Here is a 26172-nt window from a genome sequence, read left to right as displayed (position 1 = left end):
TCGTCCTCTGCACTTTAATGTTTGTTGCAAGCTTGCAAGCTTATTATGTGCATGACTCAGGAAACTATGCTTGGTTCATAAAATATATTTACGATTTTTTAAGGAGATATCCGCTATGTCTAAGTCACTTTCTTTGTTTTTTTCGGTGCTTGCTATTCTATTTCTAAGTGCAATGGCTGTCTCCATCAGCTATAACGTTTGGTATGTATTATTATTTGGCCTATTGAGTCTCTTCACCATCGGAGCAGGCTTCATTACAAAAGCGCGTTTACGGAGAAAACAACAAGGCTGACGCTTCGCGCCAGCCTTGTTGTTTGTTTTTTTCTATTCGCGAGGCAGAAGAAAGCCCATCCGTTCTTTTACTTCAATTAATGTCCGTTCAGCAACAATAGAAGCTCGCTCAGCACCTTGCTTCAATATGTGATGAATTTCGCCTGAACTGCGAATTTCATTGTACCTTTCCTGCAGCGGCTCAAGAACAGCAACGACATGCTCCGCAAGATCCTTCTTGAATGGACCATAGCCCTGACCATCATAGCGCTCTTCAACCTCAGCGATCGTCATGTTCGCACAATGTGCGTATATTCCAATCAAGTTGCTTACTTCAGGCTTATTGGCTGGGTCGTATTTTACTTCGCGGCCCGAGTCGGTTGTTGCCCTGCTTATTTTTTTGCGGATAACGTCCGGAGGATCTAGCAAAGCAATAAAGCTTCCGACATTCGGATTGCTTTTGCTCATTTTTTTACTTGCATCATCCAGTGACATGACACGAGCTCCAACTTTCGGAATATATGGCTCCGGAATCGTAAAATATTGTCCAAATCTGGTATTGAAACGATGTGCGAGATCACGTGTAAGCTCCAAATGCTGCTTCTGATCGTCACCAACTGGAACAAGATCAGCATTATAGATGAGTATATCTGCAGCCATTAGAGTTGGATACACAAACAATCCCGCTCCAACTGAATCCTTGCCCGCCGATTTATCTTTAAACTGCGTCATTCTTTCCAATTCACCCATATTGGCAATGGTCGTCATCAACCATCCGAGCTCAGCATGCGCACGAACATGGGATTGGACATATACATTGGCTTTGTTTGGATCAATGCCCGCTGCAATAAACAATGCCGCAACAGCTTCCGTTTGTTCGCGAAGAGCTGCTGGATCCTGAGCAACTGTAATAGCATGCAGGTCAACTACCATAAAAAAACATTCCTCGGTATGCTGTAGCTTGACGAAATTTTGCATCGCCCCGATATAATTTCCTAAGGTAAGCTGACCGCTTGGTTGGATTCCTGATAAGACTTTCTTCATTGAAATATCCGCTCCTTTTATTTGAATAAGGCTAAATAAACGCAAAAAAACCCTCGCCGCAAGGGACGAGAGACCGTGGTGCCACCCTAATTTGCTTATGACACGAGCGCTCTTGACTAGAGACGCAAGGCTGCTTGCCATAAACCTTATTACTCCGTAACGGGGAGCTGCCGTACAAACATCTTCAGCAAACCTAATTGCCGAGTTCCGTTCATAGGCTCCGGGACCCATTCAGCATCGAAGCTTGCACCGGTTCGCAGCAAACACCGGCTCTCTGCAGGCAACTCATTCGAGCTTACTTGTTCCCATCATCGCATTTAAAATGATTATACAACTATCCGACTTATTGTCAAGCGATAAGCATTGTCCTATTCCAACAAATAGAAACATATCATTTAGAATGATGATACAGATTAGTGGAGCATGTCTATTTCAAGAATGAGAAACATATGTTATATTGTTAATCGTAATAATTACTATTAGAAAGGATAAACCTCATGCAGAAATTTTTATATCGTTACGTTACGCCTTTGCTGGGTGTAGGATGTCTCATTATGCTTGCGCTTATCGTAACTCAGCGAGATTTGCCTGACCGCCTCCTCAATTCAGCAAACCTCCAAACTTTTAAAATTATATTTATAAGCGTTATATTAGAAGCATTTCCGTTCATCCTGCTTGGTGTATTGTTCTCAGCGCTGCTGCAGGTTTTCGTAACGGACGAGCTTATAAGAAAATTCACGCCAAAGAATCCAATAGCAGGCGTTCTATTCGGTGCTTTGCTTGGGATCATATTCCCGTTATGCGAGTGCGGAATGATTCCAGTCGTTCGCCGACTCATACGCAAAGGAATGCCTGCTTACATAGGTATTGTTTATTTACTGGCAGGACCAATCGTAAATCCTATCGTGTATACCTCGACATTTACTGCTTTTCGCGGTACGCCTGAAATGGCGTACTCTCGAATGGGACTGGCCTTTGTTATTTCAGTCGTGGTAGGCTTTCTGCTTTATAAATTCATGCGAAAGAGTCCGCTTAAAGCAACCCCTGCTTTGCATGTCATTCACCATAATCATAACCATAAACATAGTCATAGTCATAGTCATGATCATGATCACAGCAAAAATGGATCAGGTTTTCGCGGAAAAGGCGCATCCATATTGTCACATTCTTCTGACGAGTTTTTCGAAATGGGGAAATATTTGATTTTTGGCGCATTCTTAACCGCAATTATTCAAACTGTCGTTGATCGCAGCACCCTTACCGCATTTGCTGAGCAGCCTTTTTTTGCTTATCTTTTTATGATGGCATTTGCATTCATTTTATCGATCTGCTCGACATCTGATGCGTTTATCGCATCCTCTTTTAACGGTGTTTTTGATTTCGGTCCCTTGCTGGCCTTTCTTGTATTCGGAGCGATGATTGATTTCAAAAATTTGTTAATGCTATTATCCACTTTCCGCGTTAAGTTTGTAATAATCCTTACATTATTAGTAGCTGTGTTAACTCTTGTTGGAGCTTGGGTCACGGAGGTATTGATATGATACATCATCTTATTAGAGCAGCCATACTGACAGGCTTCGCTATGTTTATTGTCTATTTGGATCGAACCGGTGAAATGGGAATGTTTATTGCGCCGAGAATGGAGCTATACGTGAAGCTTTCTGCCCTTGGGCTCTACGCAGCAGCCATATACCAAATATATGCCGCATTGCAGAAACGAATCGGCCATACAGCGCCGAGCTGCGACTGCGAACATGAGCCTTCACCCTCCGTCATGAAAAGCATTCTTATCTATGGGCTTTTTATATTTCCGCTGCTGCTGGGCTTTCTTGTTCCTACCGGCACTCTAGGCAGCGCTCTCGCTTCCAAGAAAGGAGTAAATTTCTCCACCGCTGTTAAGCTTGAACAGACTGCACCGCAATCACCACACCCCGATTTGAAACCAGATTCGAAGACAGACGGCTCAATCGACAGTCTTTTTCCTTTCGACGAATATACAGAAGCACATGCGGCATATGGCAAACAACTGTATAAGAAAACTCTTATCCCTGTGCCAGAACATTTATTTATTGAAACCTTAACAACACTTGATCTTTACCGGAATGCCTTTATCGGAAAAGAGGTCGAAATATCCGGATTTGTATATCGTGAGGATGATATGGGAAAAGAACAACTGGTCGTCAGCCGCTTCGTGATGAATTGTTGTTCTGCTGACGCCATGCCCTATGGTTTAATGATTAATTGGCCCAAAGCAATGAATTTCGCGAATGACGAATGGGTGTCTGTGAAAGGGATATTATCGACTGCTGCTTACCAAGACCATGATATTATTTCACTTGACGTAACGAAGATCGAAAGAATTCATGCTCCCGATTCGCCATATGTCTATCCTGACCTTGATTTTGGTCTTTAAAGCAGGGAAACGCTTCATGCGTTTCCCTTGTCCGTTTGTATATCCCCTTTCAACTATGAATCCCAAATGCCATTTTGTTTCGGAATATACCGCGTATTCCAGTTAGACATATTGTAATTCGACTCATAGAGGACACTCGCTGACCAGGAGTTTGCGTTGGAGCGTACAGAGAAATCATATAATATCTCGCCGTGAGTCCATTCTTTTCTAAACTTGAGCGCGTCCATAGCCATTTGGCGGAAGGCTTGTACCTGTGAGCCAGTCAGTCCTTGGCTTGATGTCTCGAACTTCCCATTTTTCGTTTCAATTGGATGATGCTTCAGCCCAAATTTGCCTACTGCATTGTTACGAATTTGAATCAGTACTGTTCCTGCTGTTGCATTCGTTAGCTCACCCTCGAGCTGGCGAAATACAAAATCAACTTGACGAGCCAGCGATATCGAATCCAGTTCCATGACTATCAGCCTCCACTAATAATGAATATGTTCGCGCTTACATATAGGTCTCATCGCATATTATATAGTCCATTTCTATCATTTACAATAGATTAAACGACATTATTTTTAATATTCTAAATAATCCGACTACTTTCTTCTTTAAAATTCCATATATTTAGACAATAAATAAATTCTTCGAAAATTATCGAAAAATAATTGAATCTTTTGAACCATATAAATAATCCTTTAAAGTATTCTCATACCGATAATGGTATCATTTTCTAATTGAGCAAACACCGAAAACGTCATTAGTATTTTCCGAAAAGCCTTTTGCGGGCACGTATTACGGAATTTTTAATAAATCGACAATTATAGACCAATTTCGCAACCGGTGCTATAATATGGATATTCTATTAAAAGGAGCGCTTACATAATGATCCAATGGTACTATTCGCTATCTGTGCGCAATAAGCTGCTGATCAGTTTTTATTTCAACCTGTTGGTGTTTGCTGCTTTAATGCTTGCTGTATTATCATTTTCTGGAGACTCCGTCATCGGTGGCATTATTGTTACGATCATTATGGCAATTGCGGTATTCCCAACCGTTTCCTTTATTGAGAAATCGATTAATGATTCTTTCGATGAGATCAAGGGAACAGCGCTCCGTATTTCGAAAGGCGATTTTACGCAAAAAATTGATACAAGCTCATCATCTGCTCTAGGCGAGCTTGGTCATTCCTTCAACAGCATGATCGACAAGCTGCGGGATATATTAACGGAAACATCGAATATTATTCGCCATGTATCCGAGACAAGCCACAGCATTTTTGACAAAAACAATAATGTTCAAATTGCGATGCAGCAGGTATCCGCTTCTGTAAACGAGCTTGCAACCGGTGCTAATGAAATTTCAGAAGATGTATCACATATGAGTGAATCCATTACTGAAATTGAAGAGAAGGTTTCAGACTATGCAGATTCTACAAAGGAAATGAACACTCGTTCGGAACAGACGCTAGTGCTTGTTGATAAAGGAATGAAAGCTCTTGATGTACAAGCAGAAGGCATGCGCCGCAACGTTGAGGCAACAGCAAAGGTATCCGCAACGATAGAGGATCTGGCTCAGAAAGCAAAAGGAATTAGCGCGATTACGACAACGATCTCTGACCTTGCAGAACAAACAAACCTGCTGTCGCTCAACGCTTCCATAGAAGCGGCAAGAGCGGGTGAACACGGCAGAGGCTTTGCTGTCGTGGCGCAAGAGGTTCGTAAGCTTGCCGAAGAATCGTCTGCATCAACAAAGCAAGTATTCCAATTAGTTAAAAGCATTGATGAGGGTATTAAACATACGATTGCGAATATGAAAACCAACGAAGAGGTAGTCAGGCTTCAAACGGATCATATTAAAGAATCTGAAGTCGTATTCTCAGAAATCGTGGAAAGCGTTCAATTTATTACGAATAAAATTTATGTTTTCTCACAAGAAAGCGATGCAATGCTTGAGAGTGCCCGCAAAATTTCTGGAGCAATTCAGAATATCTCCGCTATAACTGAGCAGTCCGCCGCTGGCACTGAACAGGTTTCCGCCTCTATGAATGAACAAATCGGTTCTGTCCAAGCGGTCGTAGAGGAAACAGAACGGATGCGTACAATGGCTGCTCAATTGCTCAAAACGATAAATGTATTCAAAATGAAATAATAATAAAAAGACCTTCATTCTTCGCCAACGCGATGAGTAGAAGGTCTTTTTGTTCATTCTGTTATTGTTTCTGATTCTCAGAACGGAAGGCCATTCGACGCTCTTCCCGTTCACTCTCCCTTATCTTCGGACACGTAAAGCAATAATAGCCGTCCTCCACCAAATAATATTGGCAGCACGTATATTTCATTCTAATTTGTTTATCTGGACAATCCATTGATTCCGTCAACCGGAATTTCACATCCAATGGATTGTTTTTTCTTCCAAAACGCTGCCCGTCGAGTGACTTCATCAGCTTATAATTCCTAATCGTTTGCAGCTTAACTTCATCGCTCTTATCTGATTTCAGCAGCAGCTCATAGCTATATTCAAATGATGTAGGAAGCTGGCTCCAAAGCATTCCAATCTTAAGCGACCCTACTTTGGCAATTGACTCGAATATCGGTCGAACGGTATGTTGAAAATAATGTCCCAGCTTTTCTGTGACCCAATCGCTATTGTCTAACGGCAGCTGCGGCCCGTCCTCCAGCTCAACATTGCTAAGCAGGAAGCCGCAGCTATAATATTCAATATCATTATAGCTATTCTTATAAATTTCAATCGTTATATTATGGAGTGACAAATTAATGGACTTATTCCATGCTGAAAGAGCATAGAGAAGACCCATTGTCGGACCTCTGAACCAGCCTGTCATATAGGCTTCCCCTACTGCCTGCTCCTTGCCCTTCACAAGAGGTGTGTATAGTGCTAACAAATGCTTCATTTTACTTTCATTCAGTAAATCAATGGCAGCACAACGATAAACAACCAGCTCACGCGGCTGCGTCGTTAGATCATACTCTTTTGCGAGGCATGCCATAATGGAATCATTCATTTCGCTTTTTTTCCTCTCCATAACACCTTATACATGTAATAAATAATGGCTTCTATATTATACATTCATCGATAATGATTATCAATGAAAAGAAATCATCGTATTCCGCAGCTCTCCCAGCTTCTCGATAGTTACCGATACATTATCCCCAGATTGTAAATAAACACGCTGCTCCCTCGGATAGCCGATCACAACTCCTTCAGGCGTTCCCGTCAATATGATATCGCCAGGCTCTAGAGTCATATGCTGCGAAATATAGCTAATAATAGTTCTGCATGAAAAAATCATATCAGCTGTATTGGAATTCTGCTTTTGCACACCGTTAACACGGCATGAAATGGATAGATTATCTGGGTTGCTAATCTCGTCTGCAGTCACTATATATGGCCCCAGCGGGGCGAAGCCGTCACAGCTTTTGCCTAGCATCCATTGTGATGTACGCCGCTGCAAATTACGTGCAGACAAGTCATTAGCGCAGCAATAGCCATATACATAATCAAGCGCATCCGCTTCTGCGACATCCTTCGCCTTCCTGCCGATGACGATAGCAAGCTCTGCCTCATAATCCACCTCGTTGCTTGTATGAGGCAGTACTATAGATTGTTCATGAGCGCTAAGCGCATTAGCAAATTTATTAAACAATATAGGCGAGGTTGGGATATCCGCCTTCGTCTCCTCCGCATGCTTGCGATAGTTAAGACCCACACAGATGATCTTCTGCGGAGTACTAACAGCCGGTGCATATGTAATCATCGATTCCTCAATCAAAAATGCAGGATTTGGATTTTCATTCGCAGCAATAATGAGCTGATCAAGCTCTGCACTCGCCGTCGTGCCGCCTTTAATAGCTTCTTCGACCGATGTGGGTGCTTTGATTTGGAATGTTTGTGATGCAGCTTCAACATCGATAATACCTGCCTCAGTCATTACGCCAAGCTTTACTTGTCCATGGTCAATAAATTGCAGCAGCTTCATTTCATTTCTCTCCTTTTGTTGGAAACATCTATGTATTTATCTTAAGCTTAGCCTTTTTCGATGTAAAGTGTATGAAAGAATACTCCAAGGGTAAAATAGCGGCACGATGCCTATAAATAAATAAGTAAGGAATGATGAGGTATGAAGAGCATTCGGCGTAAAATAATGAAATGCTTTGCATTTGCGGCTATAACGGCTTGTCTTCTTTTTGGTCAAGCCCACTATTCCGCTCCTGCGTATGCTGATGGGACGCAGCAAACATGGTCCAAGCCCGACAAAAAAATAAAAAAACGAAAAATTTCCGGCATATCATGGGTCGAGCTGCATAGACAGTATCCTCATTCATTTCTGTTAAATGGACCTCGCAATAAGAGAAGAGTTGCCCTTACGTTTGATGATGCTCCCGATCCAAGAGTTACACCGGCTATTTTAGATATACTAGCGAAATACGAAGTACGTGCTACTTTTTTTATTGTGGGAAACCGTGCATCCAGAAATCCTACCCTAGTCAAAAGGATACATAAGGAAGGGCATATCATTGGAAATCACTCTTATGACCATGCTGTTTTATCAAAGCTTTCCTTAACCAATTATCGAAAGCAAATCGAAGGCACCGATTCTATTATTAGAAATATTGTCGGCTACTCCCCACACTTTATTCGTCCACCATATGGCGAGACACTGCCGCACCAGGTGAAATGGAGCAAGCAAGCCGGTTTCACAATTGTAAATTGGGATGTCGATTCTGTAGATTGGAAAAACAATCCGAGCGATACGCGAATTATCAAAAATATAAAAAATACACTGCAGCCAGGTTCAATCGTACTTCAGCACGCTGGAGGCGGAAGAGGCCAAAGTTTCGCTGGAACCATTAACGCTTTGCCCAAAATAATTGAAATGCTGCATAACAAAGGTTATGAAATTGTTACACTTCCTGAGCTTGTTGGACAGCCAGCGGCACGTAGGTAACAAAAAAACCGAAAGCTGCTCTCAAGGAGCAGACAATCGGTTTATTATCTATGCTTATTCTATTACGAATAGTTTGACGTTCTGAATACCAAACGATTGCGCTTGGCTCGTCGAGCCTGGAACAAAAATATCAATGCGGTTCCCTTTAATCGCTCCGCCTATATCCGTAGCTGTCGCTACCATTCCGCCTTGCGGCAATCCGTTATAATCATAGCCGGTCACATAAAGCTTTGTGCCCAGTGGAATCAATTTAGGATCAACAGCAATCGTGCCAACCTTCAGCTTGTCGCCAAAGTAGTCGACTGCGCCCCATTTGCCATTCTCGGAAGCTGCTGCTGTATAAGCAGTAGCTTGTACATTTAATGATTTGGAGTATTCTATTTTTTTGCCATTCACAGCGGTTATTGTTTTTGCTGAATCCACAGACGCAGCTTTAACTTCATTTGCCGCTGCTTCTTTTTCCATTGAAGGAATTGTAAGCTTCATTCCAATATATATATTCAAAGGATCTATGCTTGGATTTGCTTCCTGCAGTTTATCTAGCGGTACATTGTACTGCTTGGAGAGCTTCCAGAATGTATCATTGTCTGTCGCAGTATGTGTTTTGGCAGCTGCATTCGCTGTTCCTGCCGCCATCATGACGGACAAGCCAATTACGGCTGCTGCTAAAGTGCTTTTTTTAAACATGAGTTAATTCCTCCGGTGCTCTTCCGACGTTTCACAACTTCGGCAGAGTTATTTGAAATGATAGGGTGTTAAGGGCGACAGGCGCCCTTAACATTTATACATGAGTTTCAATTCCGTTATTAGGAATTAACCAGTAAATTCTTGTACCCATTTGCCGTTCACATAGCCAACACCGATTTTTGTGAAATTATTGTTTAGAATGTTAGCGCGGTGGCCTTCGCTGTTCATCCAAGCTGTCATTACTTCTTGCGGTGTTCTTTGACCAGCAGCAATATTCTCGCCTGCATAGGAATAAGTCACGCCATAAGAACGCATCATATCAAAAGGTGATCCGTATGTTGGTGATGTGTGACTGAAATAATTGTTTACATCCATATCTTTTGCTTTGTCAGTTGCTACCTTTGTTAGAAGCGTGTCGCTCTTCAATGCCGACATACCTGCTTTGGCACGTTCTTGGTTAACAAGATCGATTACTTGAGATTGGAATGCACCCAAGCTAGAATCTCCTCCGGTAGTTGTGCCTGTTCCGGTGCTAGGCTTTGTTACTGTGCCTGTTCCAGTGCTAGGCTTTGTTACCGTACCTGTTCCAGTGCTAGGCTTTGTTACTGTGCCTGTTCCAGTACTTGGCTTCGTTACTGTACCTGTTCCAGTGCTTGGCTTCGTTACTGTACCTGTTCCCGTGCTTGGCTTTGTTACTGTTCCTGTATTTCCAGCAAAGCAATCTGGCAATGAAATAGTAATGCCGTTAAAGAGCTTACTAAGATCCAGACCGTAACTATTAGCAATGTTTTTAAATGCATCTTGATTAAGCATATACGTTTGAATGGTGGAATTTGTTTTCACAGCAGGTGCTGCATTTGCTGTTGGAGCCACTAATCCTGCACCGATTACCGTTGCTGCGATTATACCTGCGACACCTACTCGAATTGGTTGCATCTTCATGAATGATTCCTCCTGTATGATAAGTTTTAAAATATATGAAAGTTGGATCCTAATAACTTGCATATATTTTCTGGCGTAAAGCGTTTGTTCTCCCGACGCCACTTATCTTAACACGGGGTTTTTGTCGTTTCATGACACAATAACTGGTAATATGCCGAAAACAGGCCGCAAAACAGCATCACTGCTGCATTATGAGAATATGCTCATCATCGAATTTGAAACCGTTTCACAATTGGCCGCTAGCTTTGCGAAGCTCCTCTGCCAGGCGGTGAATCTCGTCTTTCTCAGCCTTAGTCGCTGCTGCAAACCATGCAGGAGACAGCCATTTTGAGATAATCGTATTCGCATCTGCTGGGGACATATCCACACTCCTCCAATCCCTTACCAACGCAAGGAAGGAAGCTTTGCTAACAGAGCTGCCTGGACATGTCTTGGCCGGATTCAATTCTCGATGAAACTTAATTTGAGACTCTGGCAGCTTCCACAGCGATATGATTGCATTCGTCAATTTAACAGCAGTCGCAAGCTGAGCGCCTTCAAGTTTCTCCGCTCCCACGTCAAAATTTCCGATCATTTCGAACATGAATGGATGAACACCGTCTAGATCAGCATCATTGTATCCACTTGCCGAAGCCGGAGCCTCAAGTAGTGATCTCCCTTCCCAAATGAAACCGTCTGGATCAATCGTCGCATGCTGAGCTATATCTCCCCAATTGTTTGTCACCGTATGAAAACGCCACATCGCCTGAATGATTTTTATTTTCTCAGCAGCTTTGCGATAATCGGCAATAGTGGGTTTCCATGTTCCATGAACGTGAACCTGAGAGAATTTCACCTTGGAAACAAACGGTTTTAAGTAATCTACATATTCCGCATAAGTGAATCTGCGGAAGTTTTTGCGTTCAGCAGTCATAAATCATCGCACCTTTCAGAAAAACAATTGCTACATCATATGCTATAAACAACCACACTGAGACGTGAGACATAAAAAAAGCAGAACACAGGGAAATCCCATGGTCTGCTTTTGGTCTCGCAGTTATGCTTCTGACTTTTAATTATCGGTTACCTAGCTTGATGTTACCAACATCCGATTTAATATCAATTTTCAATTCACCGCTGCCTATTATACCATCAATATTGCGTTTGGAATTACTATGGTTCATAAAACCATCCCATTCCACCTTGTTGTTTCCTACATCATTCTTAATGCGGATTGTTGCAGATTGTGGTTGTTTATCTACATTTATCGATATATTGCCGGTGTCCGATTGCAAAGTAATATCTCTCAGTAATTGTTCTGCCTCTATACGTATGTTGCCCGTATCCGTTTTGCCTTTTAAGCTGCCACTACCATCCGTTAAGGTAACATTGCCGGTGTCCGTCTCAAAGACGAATTGTTCAACCGTATAATCGTTTATTTTCACGTTACCCGTATCTGATTTTACTTTTATTTTCTCTGTTTTCAGTTGATCAACAGAAATGTTTCCTGTATCCGTTTCAATGTCGAATGATTCCCAAAGTTTTTCCGGCAGCTCGACTGTCATCTTCAGATTAATGATCGATATGCCAATCATAAATTGTTTTTTCGTGTTTCCTGTAATATATAGCGTATCACCCTTTTGTTCCGCCTTAAATATAATCTTATTTATATTTTTTTCGCTTGCGCTGCCTTCAAGCCGTATTTGAATATCTTCCGTACTTCCGCGCACAAATGTCAGATTGAACGTGTCTGTTTCTGCATGAATCGATTTTACGGATGAAGCATCCACAGTCTTCTCCTGCAAATATGCTTCACCTTTAAATTTCGTCATATCACTTTCGCCAAAAACAAAAAACGAACAAATGATTCCAATCCCCAGCATAATAAGCGCTATCGCAACAAGTTTTTTCATTTTTGATTTCCCCTAACTATACGAGTGTTGAATTTCAAATATTTTAATGTCATTTTGAAAAAAGCTTTCGTAAGTGCATTTAATCCGATTATTAGCAGTATCGTTATGGAACAGCTTATTAAACCTAATGTAAGAGCTTGAGCAATATTGAATGTACCGTTCCATAAGCTTTCAATTACAATGCCTACACCTGCTAAACCTACTGCTACGGCAACGGCCCACAAAGCGAGCAGCACGGCAGCCAAAGCCAAATAAGGGCCTAAAATGAATATAATATTGAATAAACCTAAGCTTACCGTAGCGAAAACAGCACGTGAAAGCTTGCTGAAGCTATTATTTGACTCCGCTTGGTCAACCCGGTAGCCAAGCAGCAGCTCGCCCGCAATCAACCTCGGATCGCCAAGCTCGCGAGCTGCTTCCTCTTCGGTTTGGCCATTCTCGTGCGCCTGCTGAAAGTGAATATAATAATCGTACAGCCATTCCTTTCTAACCTGCTCCGGCACCTTCATAAGCAATCCTTCCAACTCATTCATGTACTGATCCCTTATTGTCATGGTTTAAGACCTTCCTCTACAATTTCATTTACTGCATTCGTGAAATCTTTCCATTCGGCGATTAGCATCCGCATATGATTCCAGCCCTCAGCGGTTAAATGATAATATTTGCGCGGAGGCCCTTCCGTCGATTCTTTCAAATAAGTCGAAAAGTAGCCATCCTGCGTTAATCGGTTTAGAAGCGGATAGACGCTCCCAACTGCTACCTCGAATTTCTCGGATATTTTCACTGCTAATTCATATCCATAACGATCTCCTCTGGTAGCGAGTACTAAGACGCAAATTTCAAGCACGCCTTTTTTAAATTGAATGTTCATTTCCTGTCCTCCATTAATGAAGCGGAGTAGATCGCCTCGTGAACGTCCTTATAAAGCTATACTTACTATTCAACAATACAGAATAGCGGGGCGTAAGTGATTTCTAATATCTGTATATTACCATATGGTATTCTACAATGCAAGATAGTGTGCTAAAAAGAATACCCCCGTTATAACGTCTATTTCACGTTCTAACAGGGGTAATGAATATATTAGTTTACACTAACAAATTTGCCTGTTGCTTGTGATTCGAATGCACACAAAATAACTTTCAAGGAAGCGCGTCCATCCTCACCGCTTACAGCAGGTGTAGTATTAGTCAGAATACTTTCAAGGAAAGCATTGATAACACCGCTCGTTTCTTGCTTGTCATTTGTTGAGATTGCACCGACTTTGTACTTTTCAATCGTGCCGTTGCGAAGCTCTACGATGACTTGGTCATCATGATGAGTACCAATTTTCATTACGCCCTCTTCGCACCAGAGGATTGTGCTGTTGTCTTCGCCTTTGTAATAAGTCCAGCTAGCAACAAGCGTACCCATTGCGCCGCTCTTCATACGAAGCAGGCAGGAAGCGTTATCGTCAACATCTGTACCTTGTTTATGAAGCGTTCCAACAAATCCAGCTACCTCGGAAACCTCATCATCAAGCATCCAGCGGATCAAGTCTGATTTGTGCACGCCAAGATCGCCCATTGCGCCCATGATCGCTTCCTCTTTGCGGAAGAACCAGCTTTCAGCACCGTCAATGCTCCAGCCGTCTGGTCCTGGGTGACCGAACGAAGTACGGAACGTAAGCACTTTGCCAAGCACGCCTGATTGCAAAATTTGTTTCGCTTTCACATGCGGCGGCATAAAGCGCTGGTTATGTCCTACCATTAGATGGACATTGTTTTTCTTAGCCGCCTCGATCATTGCTTCTGCCTCAGCATCTGTAACCGCCATTGGCTTCTCTACAAGTACATGCGCACCTGCATTTGCAGCAGCAATAGCCATTGGAGCATGCAAGGCATTCGGCGTACATACGCTTACTGCATCCGGTTTAATTTCTGCAAGCATCGTTTCGAAATCTGCGAATGCTTTCGCGCCGTATTGGTCTGCATAATGCTTTGCACGATCAATAATCGGATCAACAAATGCTACAAGCTCAACGTTCTCATGAGCTGCATATTCTGGGATATGACGATATTTAGAGATTGATCCACAACCAACTACTGCTACACGTACTTTTGACATTACTAATTCCCCTGCCTCTTCACTATTAATTATTCAAGAAATTTTTCTTAAGCCATTCCATACTTTCAGCAACAGCCTCAATTGGCGGATTCGCACATGTATCTTGTTCGACAATTAGCCAATTAACAGATGCCTTCGATGCTGCATCAATAATCGGCAATAACGGCAAATCACCACGGCCAAGCTCAACCGTATCGATTTGTTGGCCTTTCTCGCCTGCGCGGAAATCCTTCAAATGAAGAAGCGGCAAACGGCCCGCATATTTGGCAATATATTCGAGCGGATCTATCCCGGAATATTGAACCCAACCGATATCCATCTCAACCTGCAAATATTGTGGATCGATACGCTCGTACAAAGCGTCAAATACGATTTGTCCGTCAATTTTCACTTCAAATTCAAAATCATGATTGTGATAAGCAAACGTAATGCCAGCTTCACGGAAACGCTTTCCATATTGTTCGAATTTCACAATATGTCCGCGCCATGCTTCCGTGTCGCGAGCGTCAACCGGCAGCCAAGGACAAATCGCATATTTGGCACCAATCGTTTGAAGATAAGCGATTTCCTCATCCAAGCGCTCCTCCAGCAATTGCAAGCCGATATGGCTGCCAATTGCTTGCAAGCCGAGCTCTTGAAGCAAATCACGCATAGCTTCTGCTTTTATGTCGCCATAGCCGGCAAACTCAACGCCTTCATAACCCATTGCAGCAACTTTTCTCAGCGTGCCTTCGAAATCTTCAGCCGTAGCATCGCGAAGGGTGTACATCTGCAATCCAATGTTCATTTTTGTCATGTGCGCTGCACTCCTTTATATCTATTATAATGATGTATTTGATTTTGCTTTCTGACTTCCATTATATCGACAGTTTCAATTGAAAAATAGCCGTTTTATTAACATTTTCTTATGCGATTTTGTTAAAACTCTTATTATTGTGCATAAATTAAATATCAGCCCCGGCAAAGCCTTTTTTTAAGACCGTGCCAGAGCTGATAGGCTGTATGATAGATTAGATATGAATCGTGAACTGGAGTTCTTTAGAACCGGCTTCCAGCTTCAATACGCTGCCGTTAACCTCTGCTTGTACACCATTTACAGAAACGATGTCTCCAAGACCTTTTAAGCCAAAACTAAATGATTTACCGCTGCCAACCACGTGAACAGAAATGGCATTGCCGCTGCGGCTAGCAGAGACCGTCATCTCTGTTGCGCCTTTCATGTCGCGGACTTTTGTTTCCGCCGTACGTCCATCCTCAAGATTATGAAGCTCGAACGAAACACCATCGGCATAATCATAATCCGGTCGAACATCATTTGCGCCAAAAGCAACAATGGAGTTCGGACGTACGAATAATGGCAAGCTTAGGAAATCATAGTTTTCCTTGCGCCAGAATCCGCCCTCTACGATTTCGCCAGTAAGCAGATGTGTCCATTTGCCGGCTGGCAAGTAGTACGTAACATTTCCTTGCTCATTGAAGATAGGAGCAACAAGCAATGATTCTCCCAGCATATATTGGCGATCAAGTGTTTCAGTTGTTGGGTCCTCTGGGAATTCCAATACCATCGCTCGCATAGATGGCAAGCCTTGCTCAGTTGCTTGTACTGCTGTGTTAAACAAGTAAGGCATAATCCGGCATTTCAGCTTCGTGAAGAAGCGAGTAACATCAACCGCTTCTGTGTCGTATGCCCAAGGCACCCGATACGATCTGCTTCCGTGAAGACGGCTGTGGCTCGAGAGCAAGCCAAATGCCAACCAACGTTTGAATACATGGGCAGGAGCCGTATTTTCGAATCCGCCAATATCATGGCTCCAGAAGCCGAAACCAGAAATACCTAGAGATAAGCCGCCGCGCAGGCTTTCTGCCATCGACTCATAGTCTGCGTAGCAATCGCCGCCCCAGTGAACAGGAAATTTTTGTCCGCCAGCTGTTGCCGAACGTGCGAACACGGCAGCTTCGTTTTTGCCTAGCTTCTCTTCCAGCACTTCAAATACCACTTTATTGTATAGCTGCGTGTAATAGTTATGCATCTTCATTGGATCTGAACCGTCGAAATAAACGACATCAGTCGGAATACGCTCACCGAAATCAGTTTTGAAGCTGTCTACGCCCATATCTACGAGATCGCGCAAATAGCTTGCGTACCACTCGCATGCTGCAGGGTTCGTGAAATCAACAAGTGCCATTCCTGGCTGCCACAGATCCCATTGCCATACGTCTCCGTTAGCCTTTTTAACCAAATAGCCGTTTTGTTTGCCTTCTTCAAATAGACGTGAACGCTGTGCGATGTACGGGTTAATCCATACGCAAATTTTCAAGCCTTTTTGTTTGAGGCGAGTCAGCATGCCAACTGGGTCTGGGAAAACGCGCTCATCCCATTTAAAGTCAGTCCAGTGGAATTCACGCATCCAGAAGCAGTCAAAGTGGAATACGTGAAGCGGCAAATCACGTTCAGCCATTCCATCAACAAATGAATTAACCGTTTCTTCATCATAGTTCGTAGTGAATGAAGTCGAGAGCCACAGTCCGAAAGTCCATGCTGGAGGAAGTGATGGCTTGCCTGTCAAATCGGTATATTTGTTTAATACTTCCTTCATGCTTGGTCCATCAATAATGAAATATTCAAGCGATTCCCCTGCTACGCTAAACTGTGCTTTTTTCACTTTCTCCGAAGCGATTTCGAAGGATACAAGCTCAGGCTGGTTAACAAATACACCATAGCCTTTGTTCGAAATATAAAATGGGATGTTTTTGTACGCTTGCTCCGAGCTGGTGCCGCCGTCCTTGTTCCAGAGATCAACAACTTGGCCATTTTTGACAAAAGGAGTAAAACGCTCGCCAAGTCCGTAAATAAACTCGCCAACGCCAATATCTAATTCTTCGCGCATAAAAGTATTGCCATTGTTTTCTTTAATATATGCCATTGATTTTTGCGTACTGCCTGTAATACGCTCGCCATTGCGAATAAAATCAACTGCCCACTCTGATCCTTTGCGGATGTGAACGCTTAAGCCTCCACTTGTGAGAATCGCTTCCTTGTCATTCTCTTCAATAGTGACATGATTGCCTGTTTGTGAAGATAGCTCGAATGCTGGACCGCGCTCTGCTACTCCTTCATGGTGAACAAGCTTAACGCCGATAACGCCTGGAAGCGGAGAGTGGAAATGAACCGTCAGAAGCATCGTATCCAGCATGTTTGCACGAGATACGATAGGCTGCGGGGACGCATAAGCTGTAAGCCTGCCATCCTTTTCATAAAAATCATGAGCCTGTAATGCACTTAGTACTTTGTATTCATCGCGAATGAGCCAGTTGCCGTCTGTAAATTTCATGGACTGAACCAACCTTTCTACTATTCATATTATTTTATTTGCAATGTTTCATAATTGCATTATACTGATAATGAATTATATAAATCTAACAAAATAATGCGCATCTATAGCACTATTTTGATAATATGCCTCTTCGACCGCAGATTTTTCCAATACGACCCCAGGGAGGCTGTTCAAAATGGATCAAACGACCCGTCATGCTCTGAAAGAAGACCGTATGCATGGTGACAATATGTTCCCGCTTGCCGCTTATTGGATTGATCAAGAAGAAGCCGGCGCTCCTGTTCTTGATTGTCATTGGCATTCTGAAGCTGAATTCTTTTTTGTATTGGAAGGCGAAGTTCTGTTTCAGGTGGACACTGACTATTTCCCTGTTAAAGCAGGCGAAGCCGTATATATTGACGGCGGCGACATACATGCTGGTCATGCTCTTGGAGATGCAGGCTGCTCGTTCTGCGCTATCGTATTTGATACACATCTGCTCGCAAGCGCCAGCTATGATGCTGCCCAAGAACGATGCATCCTGCCGCTGCAGGATAAGAAACGCACGTTCCCACGCCACATTAAGCCGAATACCGTTTGGGAACGTACGCTGCTTGAACATTTGCAGTGCATCTTAGATACATGCTCTGATCAGCAAAGGTCGGGCATAGAAGCAGCTATCAAGGGCCGTTTATATTTGATGCTGCATGAAATTGCTGAGGAAGGCCGCTTCTGCAACCGCAGCGAGACCAGCACAGCAGACACAACAAAGATTGACAGGCTTAAGACTGCCATCGTGTATATGCAGCAGAATTTCCATCGTCCGATTCGGATAGCAGAAATAGCCGACCAAATTCCGATGAGTGAAGGTCAGTTTTGCCGCTTCTTCAAAACGATGACAAGACAAACGCCAATTGAGTATCTAAATGCTTATCGGATTAGACAAGCAGCTGAGCTGCTGCTTCAGCCCGAACGAAAAATATCGGCAGTTGCGCTAGATGTCGGATTCGATCATATTAGCTACTTCGTTAAAGTATTTCGCAAAACAATGAAATGTACACCTTCGCAATTTCGTAAAAAACAGCTCGAAACGGTCGATCGCCGTCCATAAACAACGAAACCGACTGATTCTGCTTGCTTTATGGCAAAAGTTACAGCATTGTAACCAAATACTCACCGAATTTTAAGAATTATTTAATAATTATGCGTTACACTATTAAAAAAATTATTCGCGGGATGGAGGACCATACCATGAAAACGATGCTGTTGTTCCAAAACAAAACGATACCTGTCTATTTAACAGACACGAATAAGCAAGCTATTGAAAAATTATCCGCAGTGCTTAACCGAAAGCTTGCTACAGGCAAAAACGCATTAAAAACGTGTATTAAATCATTAATTAGCGTTGAAATTGTAGGCAGCGAAGCTACGCTTCATTCATATTCGGAGCGTGACACTTTAACGATTTCTTTATACTAATACAATAGGGCTCACCAAATAAAAGGACAGGCTGTCATGCAAATTGCATGACAGCCTGTCCTTTATTGTTTTTAAACAAGTTATCAATCAGCCTAATAACTGTTTTACAAAGAGCAGTCCACTTTTTAAGCTATAACTGTGAATTTGCTTGTTGATCTTGCTGCTGCCTCTGCCTGCCGCCGGCGCCGCCAAAGCCCCCGCTGCCGAATCCACCAACACTCAACGTAATCGTATCCGCATCCTGTGTACCGTCCTTCAGCATTACAGACAAAATGTCATCGGTCTTCAAGTCGGCGAGAGTAAGCTCCTTTTCCACCATTTGCTCATTTTCAAAACTTCTGGAAATAATTTTCGTTGCATCGGATACGTGAAGTAGTACCGTTTCATCGGTAAACATAGATTCCATATTCATTCTTCCGCCACCTCTCGCTGAAGCGGCTCCGTCACCTGCTGGTGCTTGCGGACGTTCACCGTCAGCCGGCATTTCTCCATCCGCTGGAGGCTGACCGCCGCCAGCGGGCATATCGTCTGCGCTATTGCCTTGCGGGCGCGCGCCTCTTCCCATTGTCATAGCCGATATAAATAAAGTAATGGTATCTCCATCTATCGCTTTCACTTTTCCTATTAGATCAGCTTGAGCACCCATTGGCCGCATGCCGCCGTTTGCCATTGAGCCGTTTATTGCACCGCCCTGTTGTACTGTGCTTTGCATATCTGTCTGGGACTTTGCCTCTGCCCCGCATCCAGACAGCGCGGCAGCTATTACAACCGTGCTAAGCATTACTTTCCACTTGTTCATCATCTATCATCTCCTATATATTCATTCTGCGTTCCTTATGAGAATAAGGAATTGTAGCATAGGAATATGAACCAGAGATGAACAAGCACTAGGTTAACCTTCTTCGCTTCCAATTGCCTGTAAGGAACAACATCGTTCCAATCCAACCGCAGATGGATGCCGCAATTAGCAGAGAGGACAAAGAAACATGCGAAGAAAGTGAAGCGCTCAGAATAGGCCCAAGCGTTCCACGAATACCGAAGAGCATCAAATGGATGCCGAATACCATCGCCTCGCGACCGGGAGCAAGCCGGAACACGAAGGCAAGGATGCCGATATCCCAAATCGCTTCACCAATTCCTTGAATCGCATTGCCTGTAATAACGGATGCATAATCGCCCCAAAGTCCATAAAGCATTGGCACTACAGCATAGGCAGCGATTCCGCAAAGGAGCGTGTATTTAATATCGATCCGGTCAATCATCCAGCCGGCAATCCAGAAAGTTAGCAGCAATGCGGTGAAATAAGCTACACGAGCATAACCGATTTGCACATTAGACAGCTGAAGCACATCAACCTGAATAATTTGGTACAACGGATTAGCCAGCATATTTCCAAAGCCCGTGAACGTTGTTGCCGCAAGGAAAACAGCTAGCGTTCGATTTCCCTTCACAAGCTTCCATTGCTCCTGCAGTGGAAAACGGCTGCCCGTTTTTATGATTATAGGCTTATCCTGAGCTGTTTGCTTCGCGAGCTTCAATGAATTGAATAGTCCAATCGACAGCATGCCTGCAATAGAAGCTGCAATAAGCGGTCCCGAAGGACCGAAAGCATCTGACCAGGTGCCGACTAAATAAGCAAGCGGAATCATAATAATTCCCATTGCCACCCGAACATAGCCCATAAGTCTGCCTCTTAAATCGGAAGGATATATCCGTGATACAAGCGCTGCGTATGCTGGCGCTTGTATACCCATTAATAGTTGAAAAGCAAGTACGGCAGCCACATAAACAGAAGGATGTGCGAATATGGCAGGCAGCAGCAATAGAAGTCTTCCGATTGCATTCGGAATAATGACAAACGGTTTAGGATTATTCGCCTTCTCAATCCATGTTGCCCAAAAAGGAGAGAACAAAAGCCCGACGGCAGGTGCAGCGGACAATAAGCCAACCTGTAAATTACTTGCTCCTTGCTGAATAGCAAAGGCAATATAGAATTGATTGAGAACAACATTAAACAGACTGAAAAGACAGGATGCTCCAAGATCGATTCGAGCATTTCTCCATACATTCGCTGTCATCGGCATTCCGAATTTCATTATGTGCCGACTTGATTTCATTTCGGACTCCATTTAGCTACCTTCTTCACTGTGTTGGTAGGATAGACAAGAGGATCCCTTGCGCCGCAAGGAATCCTCTCTCTAGCACCTCATTTGATAGGATATTACTACACTAGCAAATATTTGTACAGATAAAATTACTGGCCCAATTATTCCTTTTTCATTCATCATATTTGATGCATTATACTTTCTAATATGACTTGATTATGATAGACTTTTTTAATCGATTACAGCATTTTTTTCACTTAAATTGGAGGGTATACCGTGAGTATAGCAGTTGGGATTGATATTGGAGGAACAAAAGTAGCATATGGATTTGTGGATGAGCAAGGAAACGTTCTTGCCAAAGGCTCAATAAAAACCGACTTATCAGCTGAGCCCGCTGAGATGATTACCCGAATTGCGGATGCAGTTAAAGAGCTGGCAAATAAGAACGAGCTTTCGATGGACACGATGAAAGGCATTGGAGTGGGCGCGCCAGGGCCGCTGGATACGAAGAAGGGCCAGCTAACCTGCCCTCCTAACTTAAAGAGCTGGTGGGGGTTTCCTGTCGTTGAAGCTCTTGAAGCACAGCTGCCTTTACCTGTCACAATGGAAAACGACGCTACTGCTGCCGCATTAGCAGAGAAATGGCTTGGAGCAGCTAAGGATTCTGAGCATTTCATATTCATAACGATTAGTACAGGTATTGGTGCCGGTATTTATATGCACGGAAAGCTCCTTACTGGTTCAACAGGCAATGCTGGCGACGCCGGTTTCATGATTGTAGACCGGGCAGGTACACCGTGGGAACTGGTCGCCTCCGGCACAGCCGTTGCCAAACAAGCAAGCGAACTGCTTGGACGTGATGTTACCTCCAAAGAAGCGTTCGACCTTGCCGCATCAGGTGATCCGCAAATGGCTGAGCTCGTTAACCAAGTATTCAATTGTATAGGAATGGGCTGTGTGTCTCTTATTAACATACTGGATCCTAATAAAATCGTTATCGGAGGCGGCGTGTCTCAGGTTGGAGAGCCGCTTTTCGCAGCTGTCAGAAATTATGTATCCAAAAATGCGCTCAACCCATCCGGCAGACAAACGGTAATTGTTCCGGCAGAGCTGGAACAGGATGCCGGTCTGATCGGCGCAGCCGCATTAGTTCAAGTTGAGTATTAATAGAAGGAATAGAGCGCTAATCCCGGTTTTCAATTGGGATTAGCGCTCTTTTTTCCTCATGAATGATGAAGTCCGATCAAATACGTATTCAAAACCTGCTTCAAGCTTTCATCCACAGCCTGCGGCATACCGAAGCCGCCCTTTTGCTCGATGGAGGCAAAGCCGTGTAAATAACTGCGAAAGCCTCGCACGATATGTATCGTAAGGTCATAGTCCAGTCCGTAAACACGAAGCGTTTCCACCATTATATTAACTAATGCTTGGGCGTACGCCGCATATTCAACATCATCAGCGTCTGGTGCGCGTAGTGTCAACTCATAAAGGCCGGGATGCGCCCGCGCAAAAGCCATATATGCAGCAGCAATTGCATGTATGGCTTCATCTCCAGATTTCCCGTTTATGGCATCATTAATCGATTCCGTCAGCAGCTTTAATCCATAGATGGCAAGCTGCAAACGCAGACCTTTCAGTCCGTTGACATGGTTGTATAAAGAAGGTGAGCGAATGCCCAGCTTCTGTGCCAACGAAGCTAGCGTAACTTCCTCAATGCCGGAAGTATCCGCGATTTCGGCCGCAGCCTCTACGATAGTTGGCAAATCCAATCCTATTCTAGGTGACATTACTGTAATCTCCTCTTCAACATCTATTTTGCCATTGCTCGCTCAGCTTCCGAAATAGCCTTTTCGATGACTTGCTTCGGCTGTACAATCATATTGCCATGACCAGTTGCCAATAGCGTTGGCTTTAAGTCTCTTAGGCGGCGAGCTGTTTCGAGGCTGGTCTGCTTATCCCAAGTCGCCAATGCCGGAAACGGAAACAACCATTTCAGTTGTCCGGATACTGCTACGCCAGCGCGGGTCTGGAAAGCATCTCCCGCTATAAGGATGTTGTTGCGCGTATCAAGAAATGCCATTGAGCCTGGGGAATGTCCAGGAGCGGCTACGGCAAGCAAGGAGCCGACCCGGTCTCCGTCATGAAGCAGTACATCCGGCTTCGTGCTTACGTTCTTCGGCACGCCTCCGCGGATTGCCACTTTCGGTTCAGTCGATTCAAGGGATCGATCGCCTGCCAGAAGCCGAGCTTCTCTAGCAGATATAAATACCTGCGCCGAAGGAAGCAGCGCCTTCAGTCCATCCAGAGCGCCAACATGATCATCATGGGCATGAGTCAATACAATTCGCGTAATCGGTTTTCCTATATCGTCAGCTGCCTTCATAATCGCCTTCACATTGTTTGGCAGAGCAGCATCGATGAGCGTTAAACTATCCCGCTCCTCAACCAAATAACAGTTTACTGGAAACACTTTCGGTAAATAAGTCAGCTGCACAACCGTTTTCTCACGAATAAATCTCATCCCATTCAGCTCCTCAATAATAAAACTAATACCATTAGCTTTATAATAAACTAATGGTATTAGTTTTTGCAAGCCCTATTTTTCGGTTATCGAATGATAAGCTGCTCGCGTCTTGGTCCAATTGACACGCTTGCTACCTTCACACCAGTCGCCGACTCAACAAAATAGACGTACTGCTTTGCCGCATCCGGCAAATCATCAAAATGGCGAATATGAGAAATATCACAGTTCCAGCCCGGCAATCGCTGCAGCACCGGTCTCGCAGAATCGAGCTTGGCTGTTACAGGGAAGGAATCCTTTATTATGGCTCCGTTCAGCTCATAAGAGACGCAAACCGGTATTTCCTTCAGGTAACCCAGCACGTCCAGATTCGTCAGCGCGAGCTCTGTTGCTCCCTGAAGCATGCAGCCATAGCGAGTAGCTACAGCATCAAACCAACCCATTCGACGCGGCCTTCCCGTCAATGCACCATATTCGCCGGCATCTCCCCCTCTGCGGCGCAGCTCATCCGCTTCATCGCCTTCAAGCTCGGTCACGAACGGCCCTGCCCCAACACAGCTGGAGTAAGCCTTAACTACCGCGATAATTCGTGTGATGGCGTAAGGCGGAAGCCCAGCGCCTACTGGAGCAAAGCCAGCGAGCGTTGAAGATGAAGTGGAATATGGATAAATACCATGGTCTGGATCACGCAGAGCGCCAAGCTGTCCTTCCAGCAATATATGTTCCCCATTTCGATAAGCCTCTTGCAGAAGCATGCTCGTATCTGCTGTGAAAGGCCGCAGCTTCTCTGCTATTTCAAGCAGCTCAGGCATAAGCTCTCTTGCAGCTATTGGTTGTCGGCCGTACCATTGCATAAGCAGTACATTTTTGGCTGCCAGCATATGCTCAAGCCGCTGCAATAAACGCGATTCATCATATAAATCCGCCACCTGAATACCGAGCTTCGCATACTTATCCGCATAAAAGGGAGCTATCCCTCGCTTGGTTGAACCAAATCCCCGCTCGCCAAGCCTTTCCTCTTCCAGCTCATCAAATAATCGATGAATGGGCAGTACGAGCTGAGCCCGTTCTGATATGCGAAGCTGCGGTTCGGGAACTCCGCGCGCCATCAGCTCTTCTCTCTCCCTCAGCAGCATCTCAGCATCCAATGCCGTTCCCGGTCCAATGACATTCATAACCGCTGGATCAAAAACACCTGATGGCAGCATATGCAGCGCAAATTTCCCATAGCTGTTAATAATGGTATGTCCTGCATTGCTGCCTCCTTGATATCTAACGACATATGAGGATTTTGCCGCTAACGCATCCGTTATTTTCCCCTTTCCCTCATCTCCCCAATTCGCTCCTACAATGGCTGTTACCGTCAAGCCAATCGCCTCCCTACTTGTGTTTACCTTATATTGTTTATTATAATAGCGGTTATTACATTAGAAAAATTGATATAACTAATACATGACATTAGGTGAGGTAATATCTATGCTTATTAATATGGAATGGTATCGTGTATTTTATTGGACTGCCAGAACAGGCAGTCTCTCGCGAGCAGCTGAGCAGCTTTATATTACACAGCCCGCTGTCACTCATACGATTAAGCAATTAGAGGCTAAACTAGGGGGACAGCTGTTTTTTCGCATGGCAAAAGGGGTCAAGCTCACTGCAGAGGGTGAAGTGCTTTACCACTATATCGAGCAGGCTTACAGCTTCATGGAGACAGGCGAGCGAATGATCGCGGAAATGCATGAATTACAGGCGGGGGAAATACGGATCGGTGCTAGCGATACGCTGTGTAAACATTATTTAATGCCCTATTTAGAGCAATACCACATTGACCATCCTTCAATTCGCATACATATCACTAATCGGACATCACTAGAAACGATAGCGCTGCTAAAGGAGGGCAAAATCGACTTCGGTATTGTCCATTTGCCCGCGGCAGACAAAGGACTTGAAATTCGTGAGAGCCTGACTCTGCAGGATTGCCTTGTAGGCGGGGCATCTTATGCTTTGCTCGCTGATGCTCCATTGGAGCTGGCACAATTAATCGAGCATCCGCTTCTATTGTTGGAGCAAGGAACCAGTACACGACGTTTCTTGGACGATTATGCCGATCAGAACGGTGTCAGCTTCTCACCCGAACTTGAGCTCGGCAGTATCGATCTGATAGCGCAATTTGCGAGAAGCGGCTTCGGTCTAGCCATCATCACTCGTCAATATATTGCGAATGAGTTAGCGGCAGGCGAGCTTATCGAAATTCCGCTTCATCCGCCGATTCCACCACGAAGCATCGGCATAGCCTCGCTGCGCGGCGTTCCTTTATCCTCAGCAGCGAAGCGGCTGCTTGAGATGCTGCCTTAGCAAGCATTAGTCCTTATTGGAGTATAATAATGATGTTACCCTATAGATACTGGAACATTAGTTGGTATTTCTTCGTTATATGTAACTGGG

The 26172-nt window shown here is 44.1% G+C and carries 27 protein-coding genes and 1 other annotated feature; of the genes, 9 read left to right on the top strand and 18 right to left on the bottom strand.

The features are described 5' to 3' along the window. Positions 1-115 precede the first annotated feature (115 nt). Complete coding sequence (locus CEF13_RS28725; RefSeq protein WP_166742885.1) at positions 116-292, top strand: DUF5325 family protein; 177 nt, start codon at positions 116-118, stop codon at positions 290-292. A 32-nt stretch (positions 293-324) separates the two neighbouring features. On the opposite strand, the gene trpS is transcribed toward CEF13_RS28725, so the two are convergent. Further along, the gene (gene trpS, locus CEF13_RS06590) at positions 325-1314 is read right to left on the bottom strand and encodes a tryptophan--tRNA ligase (protein WP_102709967.1); all 990 of its coding nucleotides are present in this window, start codon (positions 1312-1314) and stop codon (positions 325-327) included. A gap of 58 nt (positions 1315-1372) precedes the next feature. Continuing rightward, positions 1373-1635: a binding site (T-box leader), on the bottom strand. A gap of 176 nt (positions 1636-1811) precedes the next feature. On the opposite strand from trpS, the gene CEF13_RS06585 reads away from it, so the two are divergent. Further along, entirely contained in the window at positions 1812-2855 is a 1044-nt protein-coding gene (locus CEF13_RS06585; protein WP_102709966.1) for a permease, read from the top strand. Beyond that, positions 2852-3727: a TIGR03943 family putative permease subunit gene (locus CEF13_RS06580; RefSeq protein WP_102709965.1), complete on the top strand. Its 876-nt coding sequence runs from the start codon at positions 2852-2854 to the stop codon at positions 3725-3727. Before CEF13_RS06585 ends, CEF13_RS06580 begins: the two co-directional genes overlap by 4 nt. A gap of 53 nt (positions 3728-3780) precedes the next feature. Here CEF13_RS06580 and CEF13_RS06575 read toward each other — a convergent pair whose 3' ends face one another. Beyond that, positions 3781-4182 carry an O-methyltransferase gene (locus tag CEF13_RS06575; protein WP_102709964.1) on the bottom strand — a complete coding sequence of 134 codons (402 nt, stop codon included), beginning with the start codon at positions 4180-4182 and terminating at the stop codon, positions 3781-3783. 418 nt (positions 4183-4600) lie between these two features. On the opposite strand from CEF13_RS06575, the gene CEF13_RS06570 reads away from it, so the two are divergent. Beyond that, positions 4601-5863 carry a methyl-accepting chemotaxis protein gene (locus tag CEF13_RS06570; protein WP_166742892.1) on the top strand — a complete coding sequence of 421 codons (1263 nt, stop codon included), beginning with the start codon at positions 4601-4603 and terminating at the stop codon, positions 5861-5863. A gap of 61 nt (positions 5864-5924) precedes the next feature. Here CEF13_RS06570 and CEF13_RS06565 read toward each other — a convergent pair whose 3' ends face one another. After that, a complete protein-coding gene (locus CEF13_RS06565) occupies positions 5925-6737 on the bottom strand; it encodes a hypothetical protein (protein WP_102709962.1) in 813 nt (270 codons plus the stop codon). Between the two features lie 81 nt (positions 6738-6818). Further along, positions 6819-7712, bottom strand: coding sequence for a fumarylacetoacetate hydrolase family protein (locus CEF13_RS06560; protein WP_102709961.1), 894 nt, complete (start codon positions 7710-7712; stop codon positions 6819-6821). A gap of 141 nt (positions 7713-7853) precedes the next feature. Between CEF13_RS06560 and CEF13_RS06555 the strand changes: the two genes are divergently transcribed. Then, positions 7854-8681 carry a polysaccharide deacetylase family protein gene (locus CEF13_RS06555; protein WP_243864714.1) on the top strand — a complete coding sequence of 276 codons (828 nt, stop codon included), beginning with the start codon at positions 7854-7856 and terminating at the stop codon, positions 8679-8681. 54 nt (positions 8682-8735) lie between these two features. Here CEF13_RS06555 and CEF13_RS06550 read toward each other — a convergent pair whose 3' ends face one another. From CEF13_RS06550 to yicI, 9 genes are all read right to left on the bottom strand, one after another. Further along, on the bottom strand, positions 8736-9368 hold the full coding sequence (locus CEF13_RS06550; protein WP_102709960.1) for a 3D domain-containing protein: 633 nt from the start codon (positions 9366-9368) through the stop codon (positions 8736-8738). Positions 9369-9494: 126 nt separating this feature from the next. Beyond that, positions 9495-10310, bottom strand: a complete 816-nt coding sequence (locus tag CEF13_RS06545) for a CAP domain-containing protein (RefSeq protein ID WP_211297038.1) — start codon at positions 10308-10310, stop codon at positions 9495-9497. Positions 10311-10536: 226 nt separating this feature from the next. Further along, positions 10537-11223 carry a peptidoglycan recognition protein family protein gene (locus tag CEF13_RS06540; protein WP_102709959.1) on the bottom strand — a complete coding sequence of 229 codons (687 nt, stop codon included), beginning with the start codon at positions 11221-11223 and terminating at the stop codon, positions 10537-10539. A 142-nt stretch (positions 11224-11365) separates the two neighbouring features. Then, on the bottom strand, positions 11366-12202 hold the full coding sequence (locus CEF13_RS06535; protein WP_102709958.1) for a DUF4097 family beta strand repeat-containing protein: 837 nt from the start codon (positions 12200-12202) through the stop codon (positions 11366-11368). Continuing rightward, the gene (locus CEF13_RS06530) at positions 12199-12756 is read right to left on the bottom strand and encodes an HAAS signaling domain-containing protein (protein WP_102709957.1); all 558 of its coding nucleotides are present in this window, start codon (positions 12754-12756) and stop codon (positions 12199-12201) included. The genes CEF13_RS06535 and CEF13_RS06530 overlap by 4 nt, the downstream gene beginning before the upstream one ends. Beyond that, positions 12753-13073 (bottom strand): PadR family transcriptional regulator, encoded by a 321-nt coding sequence (locus CEF13_RS06525; protein ID WP_102709956.1) that lies wholly within the window; start codon positions 13071-13073, stop codon positions 12753-12755. Before CEF13_RS06525 ends, CEF13_RS06530 begins: the two co-directional genes overlap by 4 nt. A 212-nt stretch (positions 13074-13285) precedes the next feature. Next, on the bottom strand, positions 13286-14308 hold the full coding sequence (locus CEF13_RS06520) for a Gfo/Idh/MocA family protein (RefSeq protein ID WP_102709955.1): 1023 nt from the start codon (positions 14306-14308) through the stop codon (positions 13286-13288). A 25-nt stretch (positions 14309-14333) separates the two neighbouring features. Continuing rightward, entirely contained in the window at positions 14334-15104 is a 771-nt protein-coding gene (locus CEF13_RS06515; protein WP_102709954.1) for a sugar phosphate isomerase/epimerase family protein, read from the bottom strand. Positions 15105-15318: 214 nt separating this feature from the next. Further along, on the bottom strand, positions 15319-17640 hold the full coding sequence (yicI, locus tag CEF13_RS06510; RefSeq protein ID WP_102709953.1) for an alpha-xylosidase: 2322 nt from the start codon (positions 17638-17640) through the stop codon (positions 15319-15321). A 178-nt stretch (positions 17641-17818) separates the two neighbouring features. On the opposite strand from yicI, the gene CEF13_RS06505 reads away from it, so the two are divergent. Both CEF13_RS06505 and CEF13_RS06500 read left to right on the top strand, forming a co-directional pair. Next, positions 17819-18733, top strand: coding sequence for an AraC family transcriptional regulator (locus tag CEF13_RS06505; RefSeq protein ID WP_102709952.1), 915 nt, complete (start codon positions 17819-17821; stop codon positions 18731-18733). Positions 18734-18873: 140 nt separating this feature from the next. After that, complete coding sequence (locus tag CEF13_RS06500; protein ID WP_102709951.1) at positions 18874-19101, top strand: 3-dehydroquinate dehydratase; 228 nt, start codon at positions 18874-18876, stop codon at positions 19099-19101. A gap of 130 nt (positions 19102-19231) precedes the next feature. Here CEF13_RS06500 and CEF13_RS06495 read toward each other — a convergent pair whose 3' ends face one another. Together CEF13_RS06495 and CEF13_RS06490 are read right to left on the bottom strand one after the other, a co-directional pair. After that, on the bottom strand, positions 19232-19903 hold the full coding sequence (locus tag CEF13_RS06495; RefSeq protein WP_102709950.1) for a hypothetical protein: 672 nt from the start codon (positions 19901-19903) through the stop codon (positions 19232-19234). 85 nt (positions 19904-19988) lie between these two features. After that, entirely contained in the window at positions 19989-21230 is a 1242-nt protein-coding gene (locus CEF13_RS06490; protein WP_244917051.1) for an MFS transporter, read from the bottom strand. 252 nt (positions 21231-21482) lie between these two features. Between CEF13_RS06490 and CEF13_RS06485 the strand changes: the two genes are divergently transcribed. Then, entirely contained in the window at positions 21483-22373 is an 891-nt protein-coding gene (locus tag CEF13_RS06485; protein ID WP_102709949.1) for an ROK family protein, read from the top strand. 56 nt (positions 22374-22429) lie between these two features. Here the strand turns inward: CEF13_RS06485 and CEF13_RS06480 are convergent, their stop codons facing one another. The 3 genes from CEF13_RS06480 to CEF13_RS06470 all read right to left on the bottom strand — a co-directional run bounded on the left by CEF13_RS06480 (position 22430) and on the right by CEF13_RS06470 (position 25094). Next, the gene (locus CEF13_RS06480; protein WP_102709948.1) at positions 22430-22993 is read right to left on the bottom strand and encodes a TetR/AcrR family transcriptional regulator; all 564 of its coding nucleotides are present in this window, start codon (positions 22991-22993) and stop codon (positions 22430-22432) included. A gap of 23 nt (positions 22994-23016) precedes the next feature. Further along, on the bottom strand, positions 23017-23727 hold the full coding sequence (locus CEF13_RS06475; protein ID WP_102709947.1) for an MBL fold metallo-hydrolase: 711 nt from the start codon (positions 23725-23727) through the stop codon (positions 23017-23019). Between the two features lie 86 nt (positions 23728-23813). Beyond that, on the bottom strand, positions 23814-25094 hold the full coding sequence (locus tag CEF13_RS06470) for an adenylosuccinate synthase (RefSeq protein ID WP_102709946.1): 1281 nt from the start codon (positions 25092-25094) through the stop codon (positions 23814-23816). Between the two features lie 109 nt (positions 25095-25203). On the opposite strand from CEF13_RS06470, the gene CEF13_RS06465 reads away from it, so the two are divergent. Next, positions 25204-26082: a LysR family transcriptional regulator gene (locus CEF13_RS06465; protein ID WP_102709945.1), complete on the top strand. Its 879-nt coding sequence runs from the start codon at positions 25204-25206 to the stop codon at positions 26080-26082. Positions 26083-26172: the final 90 nt, after the last annotated feature.

It is taken from the genome of Paenibacillus castaneae (genome assembly GCF_002884445.1).
Lineage (GTDB): Bacteria > Bacillota > Bacilli > Paenibacillales > Paenibacillaceae > Pristimantibacillus > Pristimantibacillus castaneae.
This window is presented reverse-complemented; position numbering and strand designations above follow the sequence as displayed.